Below are 17,729 nucleotides of genomic sequence, written 5' to 3'. Positions count from 1 at the left end.
ACCTTCCACGGAGCAGACATGACCACGCAGACCACCACCGCCGCCGCCTTCGAGATCTCCGACGAGGACAAGGCGGCCGTCGCCGCCCTGCCGCAGCGCATCGTCGAGGCCTGGGCGGCGCACGACGCCGACGCGTTCGCCGACGTCTTCACCCCGGACGGGACGATGATCCTGCCCGGTGTCCTCCAGAAGGGCCGGGACGCCGTCCGCGCCTTCATGTCCGAGGCCTTCGCCGGACCGTACAAGGGCACCCGCGTCACCGGCACCCCGATCGACGTCCGTTTCGCGAACGAGGAGTCCGGCGTCCTGATCACCCGCGGCGGGGTGCTCGCCCCGGGCGAGACCGAGCCCGCCCCCGAGCGCGCGGTCCACGCCTCCTGGGTCGTCGTGAAGAAGGAAGGCCGCTGGTTCCTCGCCGCCTACCAGAACAGCCCGCGCAACGCCGCCTGATCCGCGGCCGACGACGATTCGAGAGGGATGAACGCGATGACCCGCACTCGGGGCGCCCGCGCGGTGGTACTCGGCGGCAGCATGGCCGGCCTGCTGGCCGCCCGTGTCCTGGCCGACTCCTACGACGAGGTACTGATCATCGAGCGCGACGTGGTGGCGGGCTCGGCCGCCGCCCGCAAGGGCGTCGGCCAGGGCCGCCACGTCCACGGGCTGCTCGCCCGCGGGCAGCAGATCCTGGAGGAGCTGTTCCCCGGCTTCACCCAGGGCGCGATCGACGCCGGCATACCCACCGGCGACCTCGGCGAGCTGCGCTGGTTCTTCAACGGCCGGCGGCTGAGCCCGGGCACCACCGGGCTGATCTGCGTGTCGGCCACCCGTCCCGTCCTGGAGGGCCGGGTGCGCGCACGGGTGGCGGAACTGGCGAACGTGACGTTCCTGGAGGGCCACGACATCGTCGGCCTGACCACGGACGCCGGCCATGACACGGTCACCGGTGTGCGGATCCAGGCCCACGACCGCGCCGACGGGGTCCGCACCGTCGACGCCGACCTCGTCGTCGACGCCACCGGCCGCGGCTCGCGGACCCCGGTGTGGCTGGAGGAGTTCGGCTACGAGCGTCCCGCCGAGGAGCGCATCAAGGTCGACCTGACGTACACCACCCGCAAGTTCCGGCTGCGCGACGACTCGGTGCTGGACGGCGACCTGTCGATCAACCCGGTCTCCTCGCCCAGCCACCGCCGGGGCGCGTTCCTCTCGCGCATCGAGGACGGCCTGGTCGCCGTCTCCCTGACCGGCGTGCTGGGCGACAGCGCCCCCGCCGACCTGGACGGCTACCTGGAGTGGACCCGCAGCCTGCCGGTCACCGACATCCACGACGTCCTCAAGGACGCCGAGCCCGTCGACGACGGCGCGGTGTTCCGCTACCCGGCCAGCGTGCGCCGCCGCTACGACCGGCTGGACCGCTTCCCGGCCCGCTACCTCGTGGTGGGCGACGCGGCGTGCAGCTTCAACCCGGTCTACGGACAGGGCATGACCGTCGCCGCGCTGGAGGCGCTGGTCCTGCGCGACCACCTGGCGAAGGGGAGCGTCGACCCGCTGGCCTTCCTCGCCGACATCTCGGACGTCATCGAGTTCCCCTGGCAGTTCTCCGCCGGCGCCGACCTCGGCTACCCCGAGGTCGAGGGCGAGCGCACCCCCGAGTGGGAGCAGGGCGGCGCCTTCATGGCCCAGCTGCACGCGGCCGCCGTCGTCGACGGGGAGATCACCGCCACCTTCATGCGGGTGGCCGGACTGGTGGAGTCCCCGGCGGCGCTGATGAGCCCGGAGCTGGTCGAACGCGTCCAACGAGGGTTCAGGGAGTCCGCGGCCCTCGCGGCCTAGCGGACCCCCTGGACGAGCCCGCCGTACATCCCCCGGTACGGCGGGCTCTGCGCTGTCCCGGACCGGGGCCCCGGCAGACCCGGCGCGCCCCGTCCGGGGGGCGGACGGCCCGAAGGGCCGCCCCGGTGCGGGACGGCCCTTCGGGCGGGGAGTGCGGGCCTCAGCCGGTGGCGCCGGCCGGTACCGCGGCGGTCAGCCGGACCGGGAGGCTGCGGTGGCCGTTCATGATGAAGGTCGGCAGCGGCTCCAGCTCGTCCTTGGTGACGGCGAGCGACAGGTCCGGGAACCGCTCGAACAGCCGCGACAGGCCGGTCTTCGCCACCAGGCGGGCGACACCGACACCGAGGCAGTAGTGCGGCCCGAACCCGAACGACAGGTGCTCCTTGTCGGCGCGGGCCAGGTCGAAGACGTCCGGGTCGTCCGGGTGCAGCCCGGGGTCGCGGCCCACGGCACTGTAGTTGACGAGGATCGGGTCGCCCTTGGGGATGGTCACCCCGTCGAGCTCGATCTCCTCGGCGGCGTAGCGCAGCGGCAGGTGCGCCAGCGGCGACTCCACGCGCAGCGTCTCGTCGATCACGTCGTCCCAGGTCGCCCGGCCGGAGCGGACCAGCTCCAGCTGGGCGGGGTCGCTGAGCAGCGCCGTGATGGCGTTGTCGAAGAAGTTGATCGTGGTCTCGGAACCGGCCCCGAGGATCGCGAAGATCGTGTCGGTGAGCTCGTCCTCGGACAGCCGCGAACCGTCCTCGTCCCGGGCGGCGACCAGGTCGCTGGTGATGTCCTCGCCCGGCTCGCGCCGCTTGTCGGCGATGAGGTCGGCCATCGCCCCGCGCCAGCCCGCCAGCACGGCGTGCGCCTGCTCGGGGGTGATGGTGGTGTCGACCATGGCGTCGATGACCTTGGCGGTCTTGGCGCGGGCCTCCTCCGGCATGCCGATCAGGTCGGCGACCAGGCGGGCCGGCAGCGGATAGGCGAAGCGCTCGCGCAGGTCGACGACCTCGCCCGGCCCGGCCTGCTCCAGCGCGTCCAGCAGCTGGTCGGTGAGCTCCTCCACGCGGGGGCGGAACGCCTCGGTGCGGCGGGGGCTGAACGCCTTGCCGGTCAGCTTGCGCAGCCGTACGTGGTTCTTCCCGTACGCGGTGACCATGTTGTCCATCGCGACCCAGCTGATCAGCTCCCAGTCCGGCGGGACCTCGCCGTTGACGAAGGCCGGCCAGTGGTTGCGGGCGCTCTTGGTGACCCGGGGGTCGCCGAGCACCTTCTTGATCACGTCGTGGCCGTTGAGCGACCAGGCGAGGACCCCGCCGGGCAGCTCCACCCGGGTCGCGGGGCCCTCGGCGCGCAGGACCGCGGCCTCGCCGTGGATGTCGCGCCCGGTGGTGTCGAGCGCGAAGGGGCAGCTTTGCTCCATGGCTGGGTTCCGATCTGTGGTGGACGAGGTCCGGGGGACGGGCGGTGCCGTCACCGGCCGGAGCCGAAGTGGGCTTGGGCGAGCTCGCGGTTGGCGAGGGAGGACAGGAAGACGCCGTTGCCGGCGTGGCTGTGCAGGGTCGACAGGTCGCGCCACACGCGCTCGATGCGCTCGCCGGCCCGCACCGAGCTGGAGCCGGCGGTGGGGAACAGCTGCCCCTCCACCGCGCCCCAGCACAGCCGCACCGCCTCGCGGCTGATGGTGGCCAGCCTCAGCTCCGTCTCGCGGGTGAAGGCGTCCGCACCCTCACGGCACAGTTCCTGCCACTGCCGGGTGGCGTGCAGGACGGCCGCCTCGGCCGTCGCGATCCGGCCGGTGGCCTCGCCGTAGCGGAACTGGTAGTCGGGGTCCTCGGTGCGCGACACGATGGGGAAGAACGAGGTCGTACGCGTCAGCATCAGCTGCTCGTACGCGTCCAGGGCCCCCTTGGCCATCCCGACCGCCAGCACGCCGAGCTCCAGCAGCATGAAGCTGAGCGGGCCGCCGCCGTACTCGGGGCCGTGCAGGACGCGGCCGGGGGTGGAGTCCGTGACGGCGATCTGGCTGAGGTGCCCGCCGAGGGTGTGGTGCGCGGGGACGCGGGCGCCCCGCATGCGGATGCTGTGCGAGCCGCTGCCCTTGAGACCGAGCTGGTCGCCCCAGTCGTCCAGTCGCTCCCACTGGTCGCGCGGGGCGATGAACATCAGCGGCGCGGGCGGCTCGCCCTCGCCGCCGGGGACCATGGTGTGGCCGATGAAGTGGGTGGCGTAGGGGGAGCCCGAGCAGTAGTTCCAGGTGCCGTCGAGCACCCAGCCGCCCTCCCCGTCCGGCTGCGCGGTGCCGGCGGGGGCGACCGTGGCCGGGCAGATGAACTCGCCCCGGGCGAAGACCTCCGCCTGGGTGCGCTCGTCGAAGAGGGTGGCGGCCACCAGGGCGTGCGCCGCGCCGAACAGGTACATCCAGCCGGTCGACGGGCAGCCGCGGGCCAGCGCCATGGAGACCTTCATGAAGGTCTCGGCGCCGAACCCGTAGCCGCCGAAGCGCCGCGGCACCAGGATGCGGTAGAGGCCCGCGCGGCTGAACGCCTCGTGGGTGTCCTGGGCGTAGAAGCCGCGCCGCTCGGTCTCGGCCTGCCGCTCGGGCAGGGTCGCGGCCAGGGCCTCGGCCCGGGCGATGACGTCGGCCGGGGTGAGGCCGGGCTCCGGCGGGGCCGTGGGGCCGGCGAACGCGCCGGCCGGGGCGATGGTCATGGGAATGGGTCCTCTCGCGCCGTGGGGCGGGCTCAGCCGTGGGTCAGCGGGGTCTCGGGGGCTTCGGTCAGCGTGCCCAGCAGCTCGCGGAACCGGGCCACCAGGGCGACGGCGGTCGACTCGTCGAAGCGGTTGTGGTCGAACTTGAGGCTGCCCGCGAGTTCGCCGCCGGGCAGCACGTCCATCGCCCACAGCCCCCCGTCCGGGATGGCCGAGCTGACCTCCTGCGACAGGACCCGGCGGCGGATCTCGGCGAACTCCAGGCCCCCGACCGGGTTCCCCTCCAGCGGGAACGGCGACTGGAGCACCTCGAAGGCGACGACGGCGAGGAAGCCGTCGGCGAACGGGGCGAGCAGCGCCGGGCTGTCCTCGGCGATCCGGGCGAACGGCACCTCGTGCTGGTAGGCGCCCATGCAGGCGTCGCGGGCCTGGTCCAGCACCTCGCGGACGGTGCGGCAGCCGGTGGTGTCGATGCGGATCGGCACGAAGTTGAAGTACGGGCCGACCGAGTCCGTGAACCGCTCGTCGTAGCGGCCGGAGGAGAAGGTCGGGAAGACCACGTCGGTGGTGCCGGTGCGCTCGCGCAGCAGCAGGCTGTAGGCGGCGGCCAGCACCATGAACGGGGTGCTGCGGCTCGCCTTGGCGAACTCGGTCACCGACCGGGACAGCTGCGGGTCGAAGACGAAGCGGTGCACGCCGTAGGCGCTGGGGCGGTCGTCCTCGGGACGCGGCCGGTCCGAGGCGATGGCGGTGATCTGAGCCCCGGCGAGCCGCTCGCGCCAGTAGGCGCGCTGCGCCTCGACCCGCGCGCTGCCCGCGGTCTCCTGCTGCCAGCGGGCGAACTCCCGGTACTGCCGGGCCTCGGGCAGGTCGCCCCGGACGTCCGCGGCCCGGGCCGCGTAGGCGTCGGCGAGGTCGCGCATGAGGACCTGCAGGGACCAGGCGTCGGTGGCGGTGTGGTGGGTGACGAGGACCAGCACCGAGTCGGTCGCGTCGAAGCGGCCCAGCACGGCCCGCAGGTGCGGCATCGTCCGCACGCTGTACGGGGTGGAGTCCAGTTCGTTGAGGAACTCCTCCGCGGCGACCTCGCGCGGCCCGTCGGCGCCGGACAGGTCGCGGACCTCCAGGTCGACGGGGCAGGCGGGGTGGATCTCCTGGAAGCCCCCGTCGGCGTCCGCGGCCACCGCGGTGCGCAGCACCTCGTGGCGCGCGACGAGGTCGTCCAGCGCCCCCTGGAGCGCGGCGGTGTCGACCTCGCCGGTGACCCGCCAGCCGCACACGAGGGTGTGCCGGTGGCCGAACGCCCCGTCGATCTCGCCCTTGTCGAAGGCGCGCAGGAACTCCTGGTTGTACGAGAGCGGGATGCGCTGCTCGGTACCGTTCGCCCGGGTGGGCGCGGCGGTGGTGCTCATGGGGAGCAGTCCTTTCTGGCGTGGTTCAGGCCGCGGCGGAGCGGGTCGGCCGGGTCAGTTCCCTTACGCGTTCGGCGAGTTCGGTCACGGTGGGGTGGTTCAGGACGTCCACGACGGACACTTCCGCCCCCAGTTCGGCCTCGATGCGGCTCGCCAGCCGCATGGCCTGGAGGGACTGTCCGCCCAGATCGAAGAAGTTGTCGTCGGTGTTCACGGCGGCCACGCCCAGGACGCGCGCCACCAGGGTGCACAGCACGGTCTCGTCCCGGTCGCGCGGCGGCGTGTGTGCGGCCGAATCCGCGGCGGAGGCCGGGGCCGGGGCCGGGAGGGCGGCGCGGTCGAGCTTCCCGTTGGGGGTGAGCGGCAGCGCGTCGAGCTCCGCGAAGGCGGCCGGCACCATGTAGTCCGGCAGCACCTGTGCCACGGCCGCGCGCAGCGCGGCGAGGTCGGTACCGGGGGTGCGGGGCACGACGTAGGCGACGAGGCGGCCCTCACCGGGCTGCGGCTCCTGCACGACGACGGCCGCGTGCACCACGCCGGGCTGGCGTGCCAGCACGTGCTCCACCTCGGCGGGCTCGACCCGGTAGCCCCGGATCTTCACCTGGTCGCCGGCCCGGCCGGCGAACTCCAGCAGCCCCCGCGCACCGCGGCGCATCAGGTCCCCGGTGCGGTACATCCGGGTCCCGGGGGCTCCGAAGGGGTCCTCGACGAACCGCTCGGCGGTCAGCTCGGGACTGGCGAAGTAGCCGCTCGCCAGCCGGCCGCCCGCGAGGTACAGCTCGCCCACCTCGCCGTCGGCGACCGGGTTCAGGTCCCGGTCGAGCAGCCGCACCAGCACGCCGTCCAACGGCCCGCCGACGGGGACGGCGCCGTCGAGGCGGTCGGCCGCCGTCAGCGGGGCGTGCAGGGCGAACGACGAGACCTCGGTCGCGCCGTACATGGCGCGCACCACCGTGTCGGGGCAGGCCTCGAGGACCCGGCGCACCGCGGCCGGGGCGATGACGTCGCCGCCGGTGAGCACCTCCCGCACCCCGGCGAAGCTCTCCGGGGCCTCCTCGGCGAGGACCCGGAAGAGACCGGCCGTCAGGTGCAGTCCGGTGACGGCCTCCTCCTCGATGAGCCGGCGCAGGGTGCGCAGGTCGAGGTCGCCGGGGGGCGCGACGACGACGTGGCCGCCGCGCAGCAGCGGTACCCACAGTTCGTAGGTGGAGACGCCGAAGGCGTACGGAGCCACCATCAGCACCCGGTCGTGCGCGCCGCCGTCCCAGAGGGAGTCCGCCGCGAGGCCCAGCACACCGCGGTGGGTGACCGTGACGCCCTTGGGCTCGCCGGTCGAGCCGGAGGTGTGGATGACGTAGACCGCCTGGTCGGGGCCGGTCACGACGCCCGGATCGGTGGCCGGCAGGGCGGCGGTCTGCGGGTCGGTGGCGGACTCGACGACCGTGAGGCCCAGGGCGCGGGCGCGCCCGCGCATCACGTGGTCGGTCAGGACCGCGGCGGGGCCGGCGCGGTGGACGATCCGCCGCATCCGCTCCAGGGGGTAGGAGTCGTGCAGCGGCAGGTAGCAGGCCCCGGCCTTCACGACGCCGAGGACGGCCGCCACCAGCTCCACCGAGCGTTCCATCAGCACCGCCACGGGCTCCTCGGGACGCACCCCGAGGCCCAGCAGCCGGTGGGCGATCCGGTTGGCCCGTTCGTCCAGCTCCCGGTAGGTCAGCCGGACGCCGTCCCCCGACACCGCCACGGCGTCCGGCGTGCGGCGTACCTGGGATGCGAAGCGCTCCTGAATCGATGCGGAGACCATCGTGTTGTCCAATCAGTGCGGGGTGACCGTGACTGCCCGTGCGGGCGCACGACCGGATCCCACCGAACGGTCACACAGGCCGATCAGGCGCTGCATCTCCTGGATTGCCGTGCGAGGAAGGCCTCGTGCTGGTCCGCCGCGCGGCGCCGCATCACCGTGCACAACCGGCGCAAGCGGGTGTCGGGGGAGGCGCTGGAGTACTCGTGCCGCGGGACGAGGTCCGCCGTCTCGGCCGGGGCGGGGTCGAAGTCCATGCCGGTGAACCCGCTGCCGTCCGGGTGGCGCGGCTGCCACGCCCCCGGCCGTACGCCGGCGGCGGCCGGCTCGAAGCGGGCGGACAGCACGCCACGAGATGTGTCGCGAAGAGGCCCGGTGTGACGATGTGGTGAGGAAGATCCATTCATCCGAGTCGAGGGCGATGTGAAGTACTACCACCTGCTCGCTCTTTCCGGCGTGGACGCGCTGCGGCTGGACGAGCGCGAGATGCCTGTGCCCGGGCCCGGGGGAGTTCTCGTCCGGATGCGGGCCTGGTCGTTGAACTACCGGGACCTGCTCATCGCCGACGACCGGTACGGGCGCGGGATGAAGCCGGACCTGGTGCCGCTTTCCGACGGGGCGGGGGAAGTGGTGGGGACCGGTGCGGAGGTGACCCGCTGGAGGCCGGGCGACCGCGTCATGGGTGTCTTCATGCCGGAGTGGATCTCCGGGCCGGCCGATGCGGCCAGGACGGCCGTCGCGCTCGGCGGCCCGGTCGACGGTGTGCTCGCCGAGTACGTGGTGTTCGACCAGGAGGCCCTTGTCGCCGCGCCACCGCACCTCGACTTCGCCGAGGCCGCCACGCTTCCGTGCGCGGCGGTCACCGCTTGGCACGCCCTGATGGTGCACGGCGGGCTCGTCCCCGGCCAGTCCGTGCTGACGCTGGGCAGCGGGGGCGTCTCGGTGTTCGCGTTGCAGTTCGCCGTGCTGGCGGGCGCCGAGGTGATCGTCACATCGAGCAGCGACGCCAAACTCGAGCGGTTTCGGGCGATGGGCGCGGGGGCCGGCGTCAACTACTCCCGTACGCCGGAGTGGGGCAGACACGTCCACGAGCTGACCGGCGGCGGTGTCGACCACGTCATCGAGGTCGGCGGCGCGGGCACGCTGCCGCAGTCGATCAGGGCCGTGCGGACGGGCGGGCGGCTGAGCGTGATCGGCGTACTGAGTCAGGGCCCGGGCATCGACCCCGTCCCGCTGCTGCGTAAGGCGGTGACGGTCCAGGGAATGCAGGTGGGCAGCCGGGAGACCTTCGAGGCGATGGCCCGCACCATCGCGCTGCACCGCGTCCGGCCGGTCATCGACCGCGCGTTCCCGTTCTCCGACGCCCCTGCCGCCTACCGGTACCTCGCGTCCGGCAGCCACTTCGGCAAGGTGGTCATCGTGGCCGATTGACGCCGTGGGCGGTTCCGGGACAGCGCTGAGCCCCTGGCGGATGCCAGGGGCTCAGCGCTGATGCGCCCGCAGGTCAGGAGGCCTGCGACGCCAGGAGCTCGACCAGGCGGTCGAAGCTGCTGTTGAGGCCGGCGACCGCCTCGGGGCTGCGGAACATCGCGGCGACGTTGGTCTGGTGCAGGACCAGCTCGGTCTTGCCGTCGAGGTCGGAGAAGGTCATGGTCGAGACCAGGCCTGCGCCGGTCACGGTGAAGGCGATCTTCTCCGGCTCGACCACGTCGAGGTAGACCGCGCTCATCGGGTACTCGGTGCCGTCGGCGTCGGCCACCATGACCGTCTCGAAGACACCGCCCGGACGGGCATCGACCTTGATCTTGTCCACGGGGAGCGAGGTGCCGACCGGGCTCCAGAAACGGGAGAGCTGGTCGGGGTCGGTGAACGCCTTGAAGACCCGCTCACGGGGCGCGTCGAAGACGCGGGTGATGGTGAGCTCTCCGAGGTCGGTGTCGGCCGTGCTCGGGAAGGTCATGCCTGTGCCTCTCTCTGCTTTCGTTGGGTGTCCTGCAGGTGCTGGTCAAGGCGGTCGAGCCTGGAGTTCCAGACCTTCGTCTGCTGCTCGATCCATTCCGCGGCGTTGTCCAGCGGTGCCTTCTCAAGGCGGCAGGGCCGCCACTGTGCGTCGCGGCCACGGGTGATCAGCCCGGCTCGTTCGAGCACTTTGAGGTGCTTGGAGACCGCCTGAAGGCTGATGGCGAACGGCTCGGCGAGCTCGTTGACCGTTGCCTCCCCGGCGGCGAGGCGCACAAGGATCGCCCGCCGTGTCGGATCGGCTAGCGCTGAGAAGGTGTTGCTGAGTTCGTCACCCGTCATCTCACATTCAACCCAATGATTGATTAACCTGTTGGTTGATTATGCGCCCGGGGCCATGCGTACGTCAAGGGGCGGGACCCGGGTGCCGAGCGGCCCGGAGCCGCTTCCTGACGGCACGCCAGTCCGGGGCGTCCACCCGATGGGCGGGAGGCGGGTGAAGCTCCCTGTATTCCCGGACACTTAGTCATTTCCAAGCGGCCGGGTCCTCAGGCACCTTATAGCCTGGCCATTCCAGGCCGCCCAGCCGGCCGAAACCCCGAAAGGATGGTTCGATGCATTCAACGAACGTGGAAAGTCTGAAGGTTCCGGGCGCGACGCTCCACTACGAGGTCGGCGGACAGGGCCCCGTACTGCTGATGATCTGCGGCGGGCCGACCGACGCCGCAATCTACGCGGGGATTGCCGGAGCTCTCTCCGAGCACTACACCGTCGTGCGGTACGACCCGCGAGGGAACTCGCGCAGCAGCCTTGACGACCCGTCCGCCGAGCAGCGGATAGAGCGGTACAGCGACGACGCACACCGCCTGCTGGCCGCTCTCGGGGACGGGCCCGCGTATGTGCTCGGCACCAGCGGGGGCGCGCTGGTGGCGCTCGACCTCGTCGCCCGCCACCCCGAGCAGGTGCATACGTTGGTGGCGCACGAGCCCCCGGTGATGGAATTGCTGCCCGACGGCGAGCGCTGGCGCAGCCACTTCCAGAGTGTGTACGACACCTACCGGACGGACGGTGTCGGCCCCGCAATGCAGAAGTTCATTGCCGGCGTCGACGGCGGAGAGGGCGGGCAGCCGGGCGAATCGGCGCAGCAGGAGGCCGTCGGCCCGGACATGACCCTCATGCCGCCGGAGGTGATGGAGATGATGGGCCGCATGGCGGCGAACGCCGAATTCTTCATCGGCCACGTCATGCTGCCGTTCAGTTCCTACGTGCCGGACGCCGAGGCGCTGAAGGCCGCGCCGACCCGGATCGTCTGTGCGGTCGGGGAGGCCTCCCACGGGAGTCCGATCCATCAGGCGGGCGTGACGCTGGCGGAGCGCCTCGCAGTAGACGTCGTGGACTTCCCCGGTGACCACCAGGGCTTCTTGACGCACAGCGCCGAGTTCGCCGACACGCTGCACAAGGTGCTCGCCGTCGGCCGGTGACCGGGTGCCCTCCGGTCTGCTGCGGGGGTGCCCGGCGGCGGACCGGATCCGTCGGCCCTGTCCACAGCGGACGGCGGACGGACCTCACAACGGCGAAGCCGTCCTGAATCCCTCCAGGACGGCTTCGCCGGTTTCCGCACGTGGGGCCGGGGTCAGACCCCGACCGCTTCCTTGGCGGGCGCCTGTTCGGCCTCGGAGGCCTCGGGAGCCGCCTCCGGTGCCCCGCCGGGCGTCTCCTGGCCGACCGGGGGCACGTGCTTGAGCATTGTCGCGACCAGGATGGCGACGCCCGCCAGCAGGACGGCGCCGATGCCGGTCACGACGTGCAGCGAGCTGGTGAACGCCTCATGGGCCGGGGCCAGGACCGCGAGCCCCTCCGGCGTGCTGCCCGCGGCGGCGACCGCGCCGCCCAAGCTGTCGCGGGCCGCCTCGGCGGCCTCCGCGGGGACACCGGCCGGGATGGCGTCGTGGATCTCGCTGCGGTACACGGCGGCGCCGATGGTGCCGATGGTGGCGATGCCCAGGGCGGAGCCGCACTCGTTGCTCATCTGGGCCAGCGAGCCGGCCGAACCGGCCTTCTCCATCGGGGCGTTGCCGATGACCAGGTTGGTGCCCAGCGCCACCAGCGGCGTACCGCAGAAGGACATCACGGCGAAGCCGACGATCAGGGTCGCGGTGCTGTCCGCCTGGGTGAAGACCACCATGCAGATGGCCGCGCCGATCATGCCGCCGGAGATCAGGTAGGCGGGCCGGATCTTGGCCGCGATGACCGGAGTGATGGCGAAGGCCACGGTGGCGCTCGCCATGCCGGGCAGCATCGCCAGACCCGACTGCAATGTCGACAGACCGCCGACCAGCTGGAAGTACTGCGCCGCGAACAGCATGGTCGCACCGCCCACCAGGCTGTACGTCAGCTGGCTGCCCAGCGCGGTGCTGAAGGACTTGTTGGAGAACAGCGTGAGGTCCAGCAGCGGGTCGCTCAGCCGTCGTTGACGGCGCAGGAAGAGCACACCGAAGGCCAGGCCGGCCAGGACGCAGACGAGCGGCACCGGCTCCCAGCCGTGGCGGGCCAGCTCCTTGATGCCGTAGATGACCGGCAGGACGGTGGCCAGCGAGAGGACGATGCTGGGAACGTCGATGCGCCCGGCGTGGGTGTCGCGGTACTCGGGCAGCACGGCGGGGCCGACCGCCAGGAGCAGCACCATGGCCGGCACGCCCAGGAGGAACACCGAGCCCCACCAGAACTGCTGCAGCATCACACCACCGAGGACCGGGCCGATGATGGCGCCGAGGGTGAACATGCCGCCCCAGATGCCGATGGCGCCGGCACGCTGCTTGTTGTCGCGGAACATGTTGGTGATCAGGGCCAGGGTCGACGGAGCCAGGGTGGCGCCGGCGATACCGAGCAGGGCGCGGGCCGCGATGAGCATCTCCGGGCTGGTGGAGAACGCCGCGGTCACCGAGGCGATGCCGAACACGGTCGCGCCGATGAGCAGCAGCTTCCGGCGGCCTATGCGGTCGCCGAGGGTGCCCATGGTGAGCAGGAACCCGGCCAGGAGGAAGCCGTAGATGTCCGTGATCCACAGCTGCTGGTTGCTGTCGGCGCCGAGATCAGCGGTCAGCTGGGGCAGCGCGAGCAGCAGTACGAAAACGTCGAAGGACACCAGGAAGGTGGGCAGAGCGAGCACAGCAAGCCCTAGCCACTCCCGGCGCCCGGCCTTTGTCGCCTCGCCAGTCGTCACGATTGCCGTCCTCCACTTTATGTTCAACCTGTTGATTGATTAACGGATCGGTTGATTATGGGTCCATGGTGATGGGGCGTCAAGAGCACATTGGCAGGCGCCGTTGAGGCGCCCCGGGCGAACGCCGGCCCTCCGCACTCTGGAAGATGCGGCGCGGTCGGTTCGGGCGTGACGATTCGATGGCCGACAGGCGTGATCAAGTCGGTGCACTGCGGTGCACTATGGCCGAGGGAGACGTGTTGGCGGGCAAGGACGAGGCAGACGCGAGGCTCTGGGCGATGGCACACCTGGCGACGCCGATGGCCATCCGCGTGGCGGCAACCCTCCGGATCGCCGACCACATCGCGGACGAACCGAGAACCGCGCGGGAACTGGCCGAGCCGACGGGCGCCGATGGCGGCGCCCTCGACCGGGTGCTGCGGCATCTCACCGCCAAGGGAGTGCTGCGCCGGGACGACTCCGGCCGCTACGCGCTGACCGCCCTCGGCGAACCGCTCCGTACGGACCACCCCGCCGGCCTGCACGCCATGCTGGACATCGAGGGCGCGGTCGGCCGAGCCGAACTATCCTTCGCGCAGCTGCTGCACAGCGTCCGCACCGATGAGGCCGCCTTCCCGCGCCAGTTCGGCCACACGTTCTGGGAGGACCTGGCCGAGGATCCCGCGCGCGCCGCCTCCTTCGACTCGCGGATGGGCGCCGACCTGATCGCGGCCCGCGGAGCCGACATCGTCTCCGGTTACGACTGGGGATCGCTGGGACACCTCATCGACGTCGGCGGCGGCAACGGTTCGCTGCTGATCGCGCTGCTGAGCGCGTACCCGGGGCTGAGCGGTACGGTGTTCGACCTGCCGGACACCGCAGAGGCGGCGCGCAAGGCACTGGCGGAAGCGGGCCTCGCCGGCCGCGGCGACGTCGTACCCGGCAGCTTCTTCGAGCAGCTGCCGCCGGGCGCCGGCGGCTACCTGCTCTCGTCGGTCATCCACGACTGGAACGACCGAGACGCACGTGCCATCCTGCGGCGCTGTGCGGAAGCGGCGGGAGCCGACGGCAAGGTCCTCATCGTGGAGCGCATCGGCGCCGACGGCGAGTCGCCGGGCACCGTCATGGACCTGCGGATGCTCGCCTACTACGGCGGCAAGGAACGCGGGGTCGCCGAACTCACCGCACTCGCGGAGGACGCCGGGCTCAGCGTGGACGCGGTACACCCCGCGGGCATCCTGTCGATCGTCGAGCTGACCGCGCGGTAGAGCGGCGGCGGTGCACCCCTGCGCCCCCCTCGGGCCGCACGATGCCGGGGAGCGATCTCCGTGTGTGTCGGGCCCTCATGTACGTACTGAGGAGATACCGATGACCCTGTCCGTGATGATGGAGCCGCGTGAGGCCATGGCGGCGCTGACGGCCCCCGAAGGGCGCCGGGATCCCTACGCCTACTACGACGCCATCCGGGCGCACGGAAACCTGGTGCGGATCAAGCCGGGCCTGATGGCTGCCGTCGGCCACGCGGAGTGTTCGCGCATCCTGCGGGAGCCCCGGCTGCTGGTCCAGGACGCGAAGAGCCACGACCGGCTCTATCCGGACTGGCGCTCGCACTCCTCGCTGCGCGGTTTCACCGACTCCGTGCTCTACACCAATCCGCCGGACCACTCCCGGATGCGGCGCCTGATGAGCGGTGCGTTCACCCCTCGTCGGGTGGCGGCGCTCGAACCCGCGATCGTGCAGATGACCGACCGGCTCCTCGACCGCGTGGCGGAGCTCGGCGGGGACGGCTCGCCGGTCGACTTCATGGCCGAGTTCGCCTACCGGCTCCCCGTCGCGGTGATCGGCGAGATGCTCGGGGTGGCCGACGACGACCAGATCTGGTTCCGCGCCGCGGTGGAGGACGTGACCGTCGCCCTGGAGGGCATCAGCAGGGTGTCCCGGCTCGACGCCGCGGACCGGGCCATGGACGAGCTCGCCGCCTATTTCGGTCGGCTGGTCGACGAGCGGCGCCGTCACCCGGCGGACGACTTGATCAGCGCACTGGTCGAGGCCCACGACGCCGCCGGAGACCGCTTCACCCGCGACGAGCTGGTCGGCAACCTGGTGCTGCTGCTGGCAGCCGGGTTCGACACGACGACCCACCTGCTCGGCCACGGCCTTCACTTGGCCTTCGAACACCCTGGATTCGCGGCCCGGCTGCGTACGGAGCCGGGCTTCGCCACCGGCTATGTGGAAGAGACCCTGCGCATCGCCGCGCCGGTGCACGCCACCAGCCGCTTCGCCGAGACCGATGTGGATGTGCTGGGTACCACCGTGCCCGCCGGGACCAAGGTGCTCGTCCTGCTGGCCGCCGGCAACAGGGATCCGGACCGCTTCCCCGAGCCGCACCGCTTCGACCCGGACCGGCCGGACATCCAGCCCTTGAGCTTCGGTGCCGGAGCCCACTTCTGCCTCGGAGCGCCACTCGCCCGGGTGGAGGCACAGATCGCCCTCCCCAGGCTGCTCCGCCGTTTCCCGCACATCGCCACGGTCGGCAGTGCCACGTACCGCGACCGGCTCGTCGTCCCCGGCCACGATCAGCTTCCGGTCTCGCTCGGATAGCCCCGTGCCGCGCACGTCCGTACGGCAGTACGCCGCTCTCCCGCAGAGAGCGGCGTACTGCCGTACGTGCGGCGGACGCGGACGCGGATGCGGCAGACGTGAGGCCCCCGGCCACCGGGGGCCTCACGCCGCTCACGCGGTGTGATGGAGGGTCAGACCGACGCCGGCTGGCGCTCGTCCTTCTTCTCGACCGCCTGCGCGGTGACCGCGGCGTTCACGGCGGCGCGGGCTTCCTGCCGTCGCTTGATCACCCGCTCGCCGAAGTTCATCAGCGGACGCTCGAAGACGTGGTAGCTCACCGTCGCGATGACGAGGGTTCCGGCCACCACGACCGCCAGCATCTCCCAGAAGCCGACCTTGCCGATCAGCATGCCCGCCGGTACCGGGGGAGCGCCGAAGATGCTGCCGCTCTGGAACCAGAGGTACATCACGACGAAGTGCCACAGGTAGATGCCGTACGAGATGCGGCCGAGGAAGCGCGTCGGGCGGTTGGCCAGCACCGCGTCCATCAGCCGCGACTGCGCCTTCGCCGCGACCAGCGGGACCATCAGCAGGAAGGCGAAGGCGAGGAAGGCCACGTGCTGGATCATCGCGAACTGCGGAGTCCCGTAGTCCCAGGTGCCCGCGTGACCCAGCGGCGCGGCGCAGGCGACGAGGTAGGCGATCAGCGCGCCGAGCCAGAACAGGTTCGGCCGCTTGGCGGCCGCACGGTACAGCGCGGGGACCTTGTTCGGCTCCTGCTCCGCGCGGACCGACAGGATGGCCAACCACATGCCGACGCCGAACAGGCCGAGGCGGCTGAAGGGCCACCAGAACTCCGGCGGCCACGGACCCAGGTGCTTCATGTGCATGTAGCCGGCGAACGCGAACCCGGCGACGACCATGACGCCGAGCGGGATCACCATCCGGCGCGCCTTCCGCGCCGGGTCGTCGACACTCCTGGCCAGCCAGTGCATCAGCGCGGCCAGCAGCGGCAGCACGAGGTAGAACTGCGCCTCGGTGGGGATGGTCCAGGTCGGGTCCATGCCCGCGTACCAGGCGTAGTCGTAGTCCTGCATCAGCAGGATCGGACGCAGCACGTACCAGACCGACGTGATGCTGGAGAAGTTGAGGACCAGCAGACAGAACGCGGTCAGCAGCCAGTAGCCGGGTATGAGGCGCAGGAAGCGCCGCAGGAAGAACGGCCCCAGTTCGGGTTTCGGGGAGCCGAGGAGCGTCCTGCGGGCGAAAGGCTTGTAGAGGAACAGGCCGGACATGATGAAGAAGGGCCCCAGACCCACCTCCATACCGACCGCCAGGATGGACCAGATGCCCTGTTGAGGCGGTCCGGATTCGGAGCCGAGGACCACTCCGGTGCTGAAGGCGACATGGGTGATGACAACCACCATCGCGCAGAGCCCGCGGACTCCGTCGAGGTTGGCGACACGTCTCTTGTCGCGGGTTCTCACAGTGGGCCCGGTCCCGAGCGCCGTCATAGCGACTCCTCCTGTATTCAATCGGCCGCACCAGCTTCGTTTCGGCCGTGTCGCGCCGCATCTCCTGGCGTGCGGAATCGAGGGGAACACAGGGGCGGCGGGAACCTTTTCGGCTTGAACCGTCCGACGGCCCCCACCATGACCGAGCGCCGGATCCGAGCAAGCGACGGCTGCTCGGACCCGGCGCTCGGTCACTGAGCGGGGACAGGCTCGGTCTTACTGGTCCAGCGACGATCGGCGCCTGCTGTGGAAGAGCGAGGTCCGGGTCCTGCCGTCGCCGAGGTCGGTGAAGACCATGCTGGAGTCGATGCCCGAGACGGAGTCCGTGTAGGAGAGCAGCTCCGGCTCCACCACCGCGAGGAAGACGTATTTCATCGGGTACTCGGTGGCATCCGCGTCCGCCACCGTCGTGCTCTCGAACCGCCCGCCGGCCCAGGGCTCGATCGTGACGCTGGAGGGCGTGACCGTCGTGCCGGCGGGGCTCCAGAACCTCACGAACTGTTCCGGTTCTATGAAGGCTCTGAACACCATCTCCCGCGGAGCGTTGAAAACCCGCGTGACGGTGAGCTCACCGAGATCCGATCCCAGTGGGCCCCCGGTGAGAGCGGCCACGTACTCGGCGGTGGTCTCGGGCTTCGCCACTGGGTCTCCCTCTACTCCTGTGGGCGATGGCTTCGGGCCCAGGCTGGCAGAGCAGTGCCGTGCGCGCATCTTCGAGGGTGCGCAGTCCTGGCGGGGCGGTGAGGGGACGC

The 17,729-nt window shown here is 71.5% G+C and carries 16 protein-coding genes; 6 read left to right on the top strand and 10 right to left on the bottom strand.

Annotated elements, in window-relative coordinates:
• Positions 1–18 precede the first annotated feature (18 nt).
• Both ACH4E7_RS30870 and ACH4E7_RS30865 read left to right on the top strand, forming a co-directional pair.
• Positions 19–450, top strand: a complete 432-nt coding sequence (locus ACH4E7_RS30870) for an SgcJ/EcaC family oxidoreductase (protein WP_396252451.1) — start codon at positions 19–21, stop codon at positions 448–450.
• 36 nt (positions 451–486) lie between these two features.
• Complete coding sequence (locus ACH4E7_RS30865) at positions 487–1,830, top strand: FAD-dependent oxidoreductase (RefSeq protein WP_396252450.1); 1,344 nt, start codon at positions 487–489, stop codon at positions 1,828–1,830.
• Between the two features lie 160 nt (positions 1,831–1,990).
• On the opposite strand, the gene ACH4E7_RS30860 is transcribed toward ACH4E7_RS30865, so the two are convergent.
• From ACH4E7_RS30860 to ACH4E7_RS30840, 5 genes are all read right to left on the bottom strand, one after another.
• Positions 1,991–3,238: a cytochrome P450 gene (locus ACH4E7_RS30860; protein WP_396252449.1), complete on the bottom strand. Its 1,248-nt coding sequence runs from the start codon at positions 3,236–3,238 to the stop codon at positions 1,991–1,993.
• 50 nt (positions 3,239–3,288) lie between these two features.
• A complete protein-coding gene (locus ACH4E7_RS30855; RefSeq protein WP_396252448.1) occupies positions 3,289–4,527 on the bottom strand; it encodes an acyl-CoA dehydrogenase family protein in 1,239 nt (412 codons plus the stop codon).
• 32 nt (positions 4,528–4,559) lie between these two features.
• Positions 4,560–5,939: a condensation domain-containing protein gene (locus tag ACH4E7_RS30850; protein ID WP_396252447.1), complete on the bottom strand. Its 1,380-nt coding sequence runs from the start codon at positions 5,937–5,939 to the stop codon at positions 4,560–4,562.
• A gap of 25 nt (positions 5,940–5,964) precedes the next feature.
• Positions 5,965–7,743: a non-ribosomal peptide synthetase gene (locus tag ACH4E7_RS30845; protein WP_396252446.1), complete on the bottom strand. Its 1,779-nt coding sequence runs from the start codon at positions 7,741–7,743 to the stop codon at positions 5,965–5,967.
• An 83-nt stretch (positions 7,744–7,826) separates the two neighbouring features.
• Entirely contained in the window at positions 7,827–8,087 is a 261-nt protein-coding gene (locus ACH4E7_RS30840) for a hypothetical protein (protein ID WP_396252445.1), read from the bottom strand.
• A 76-nt stretch (positions 8,088–8,163) separates the two neighbouring features.
• On the opposite strand from ACH4E7_RS30840, the gene ACH4E7_RS30835 reads away from it, so the two are divergent.
• Entirely contained in the window at positions 8,164–9,171 is a 1,008-nt protein-coding gene (locus ACH4E7_RS30835) for an NAD(P)-dependent alcohol dehydrogenase (RefSeq protein WP_396252444.1), read from the top strand.
• Positions 9,172–9,244: 73 nt separating this feature from the next.
• Here ACH4E7_RS30835 and ACH4E7_RS30830 read toward each other — a convergent pair whose 3' ends face one another.
• Positions 9,245–9,700 carry an SRPBCC domain-containing protein gene (locus tag ACH4E7_RS30830; RefSeq protein WP_396252443.1) on the bottom strand — a complete coding sequence of 152 codons (456 nt, stop codon included), beginning with the start codon at positions 9,698–9,700 and terminating at the stop codon, positions 9,245–9,247.
• Positions 9,697–10,041, bottom strand: coding sequence for an ArsR/SmtB family transcription factor (locus tag ACH4E7_RS30825; RefSeq protein WP_396252442.1), 345 nt, complete (start codon positions 10,039–10,041; stop codon positions 9,697–9,699). The genes ACH4E7_RS30830 and ACH4E7_RS30825 overlap by 4 nt, the downstream gene beginning before the upstream one ends.
• A 272-nt stretch (positions 10,042–10,313) precedes the next feature.
• On the opposite strand from ACH4E7_RS30825, the gene ACH4E7_RS30820 reads away from it, so the two are divergent.
• Positions 10,314–11,180, top strand: coding sequence for an alpha/beta fold hydrolase (locus ACH4E7_RS30820; protein WP_396252441.1), 867 nt, complete (start codon positions 10,314–10,316; stop codon positions 11,178–11,180).
• Between the two features lie 152 nt (positions 11,181–11,332).
• Here the strand turns inward: ACH4E7_RS30820 and ACH4E7_RS30815 are convergent, their stop codons facing one another.
• Complete coding sequence (locus ACH4E7_RS30815) at positions 11,333–12,922, bottom strand: MFS transporter (protein WP_396252440.1); 1,590 nt, start codon at positions 12,920–12,922, stop codon at positions 11,333–11,335.
• A gap of 221 nt (positions 12,923–13,143) precedes the next feature.
• Between ACH4E7_RS30815 and ACH4E7_RS30810 the strand changes: the two genes are divergently transcribed.
• Positions 13,144–14,169, top strand: coding sequence for a methyltransferase (locus tag ACH4E7_RS30810; RefSeq protein ID WP_396252439.1), 1,026 nt, complete (start codon positions 13,144–13,146; stop codon positions 14,167–14,169).
• Positions 14,170–14,269: 100 nt separating this feature from the next.
• Positions 14,270–15,502, top strand: coding sequence for a cytochrome P450 (locus ACH4E7_RS30805; protein ID WP_396252438.1), 1,233 nt, complete (start codon positions 14,270–14,272; stop codon positions 15,500–15,502).
• Between the two features lie 152 nt (positions 15,503–15,654).
• On the opposite strand, the gene ACH4E7_RS30800 is transcribed toward ACH4E7_RS30805, so the two are convergent.
• Together ACH4E7_RS30800 and ACH4E7_RS30795 are read right to left on the bottom strand one after the other, a co-directional pair.
• The gene (locus ACH4E7_RS30800) at positions 15,655–16,977 is read right to left on the bottom strand and encodes an acyltransferase family protein (RefSeq protein ID WP_396252437.1); all 1,323 of its coding nucleotides are present in this window, start codon (positions 16,975–16,977) and stop codon (positions 15,655–15,657) included.
• Positions 16,978–17,193: 216 nt separating this feature from the next.
• The gene (locus ACH4E7_RS30795) at positions 17,194–17,619 is read right to left on the bottom strand and encodes an SRPBCC domain-containing protein (protein ID WP_396252436.1); all 426 of its coding nucleotides are present in this window, start codon (positions 17,617–17,619) and stop codon (positions 17,194–17,196) included.
• Positions 17,620–17,729: the final 110 nt, after the last annotated feature.

It is taken from the genome of Kitasatospora sp. NPDC018058 (assembly GCF_044327205.1).
In the GTDB taxonomy this organism is placed as follows: domain Bacteria; phylum Actinomycetota; class Actinomycetes; order Streptomycetales; family Streptomycetaceae; genus Kitasatospora.
Note: the sequence above shows the minus strand (reverse complement) of the source record. Positions and strands in the feature narration are given on the sequence as shown.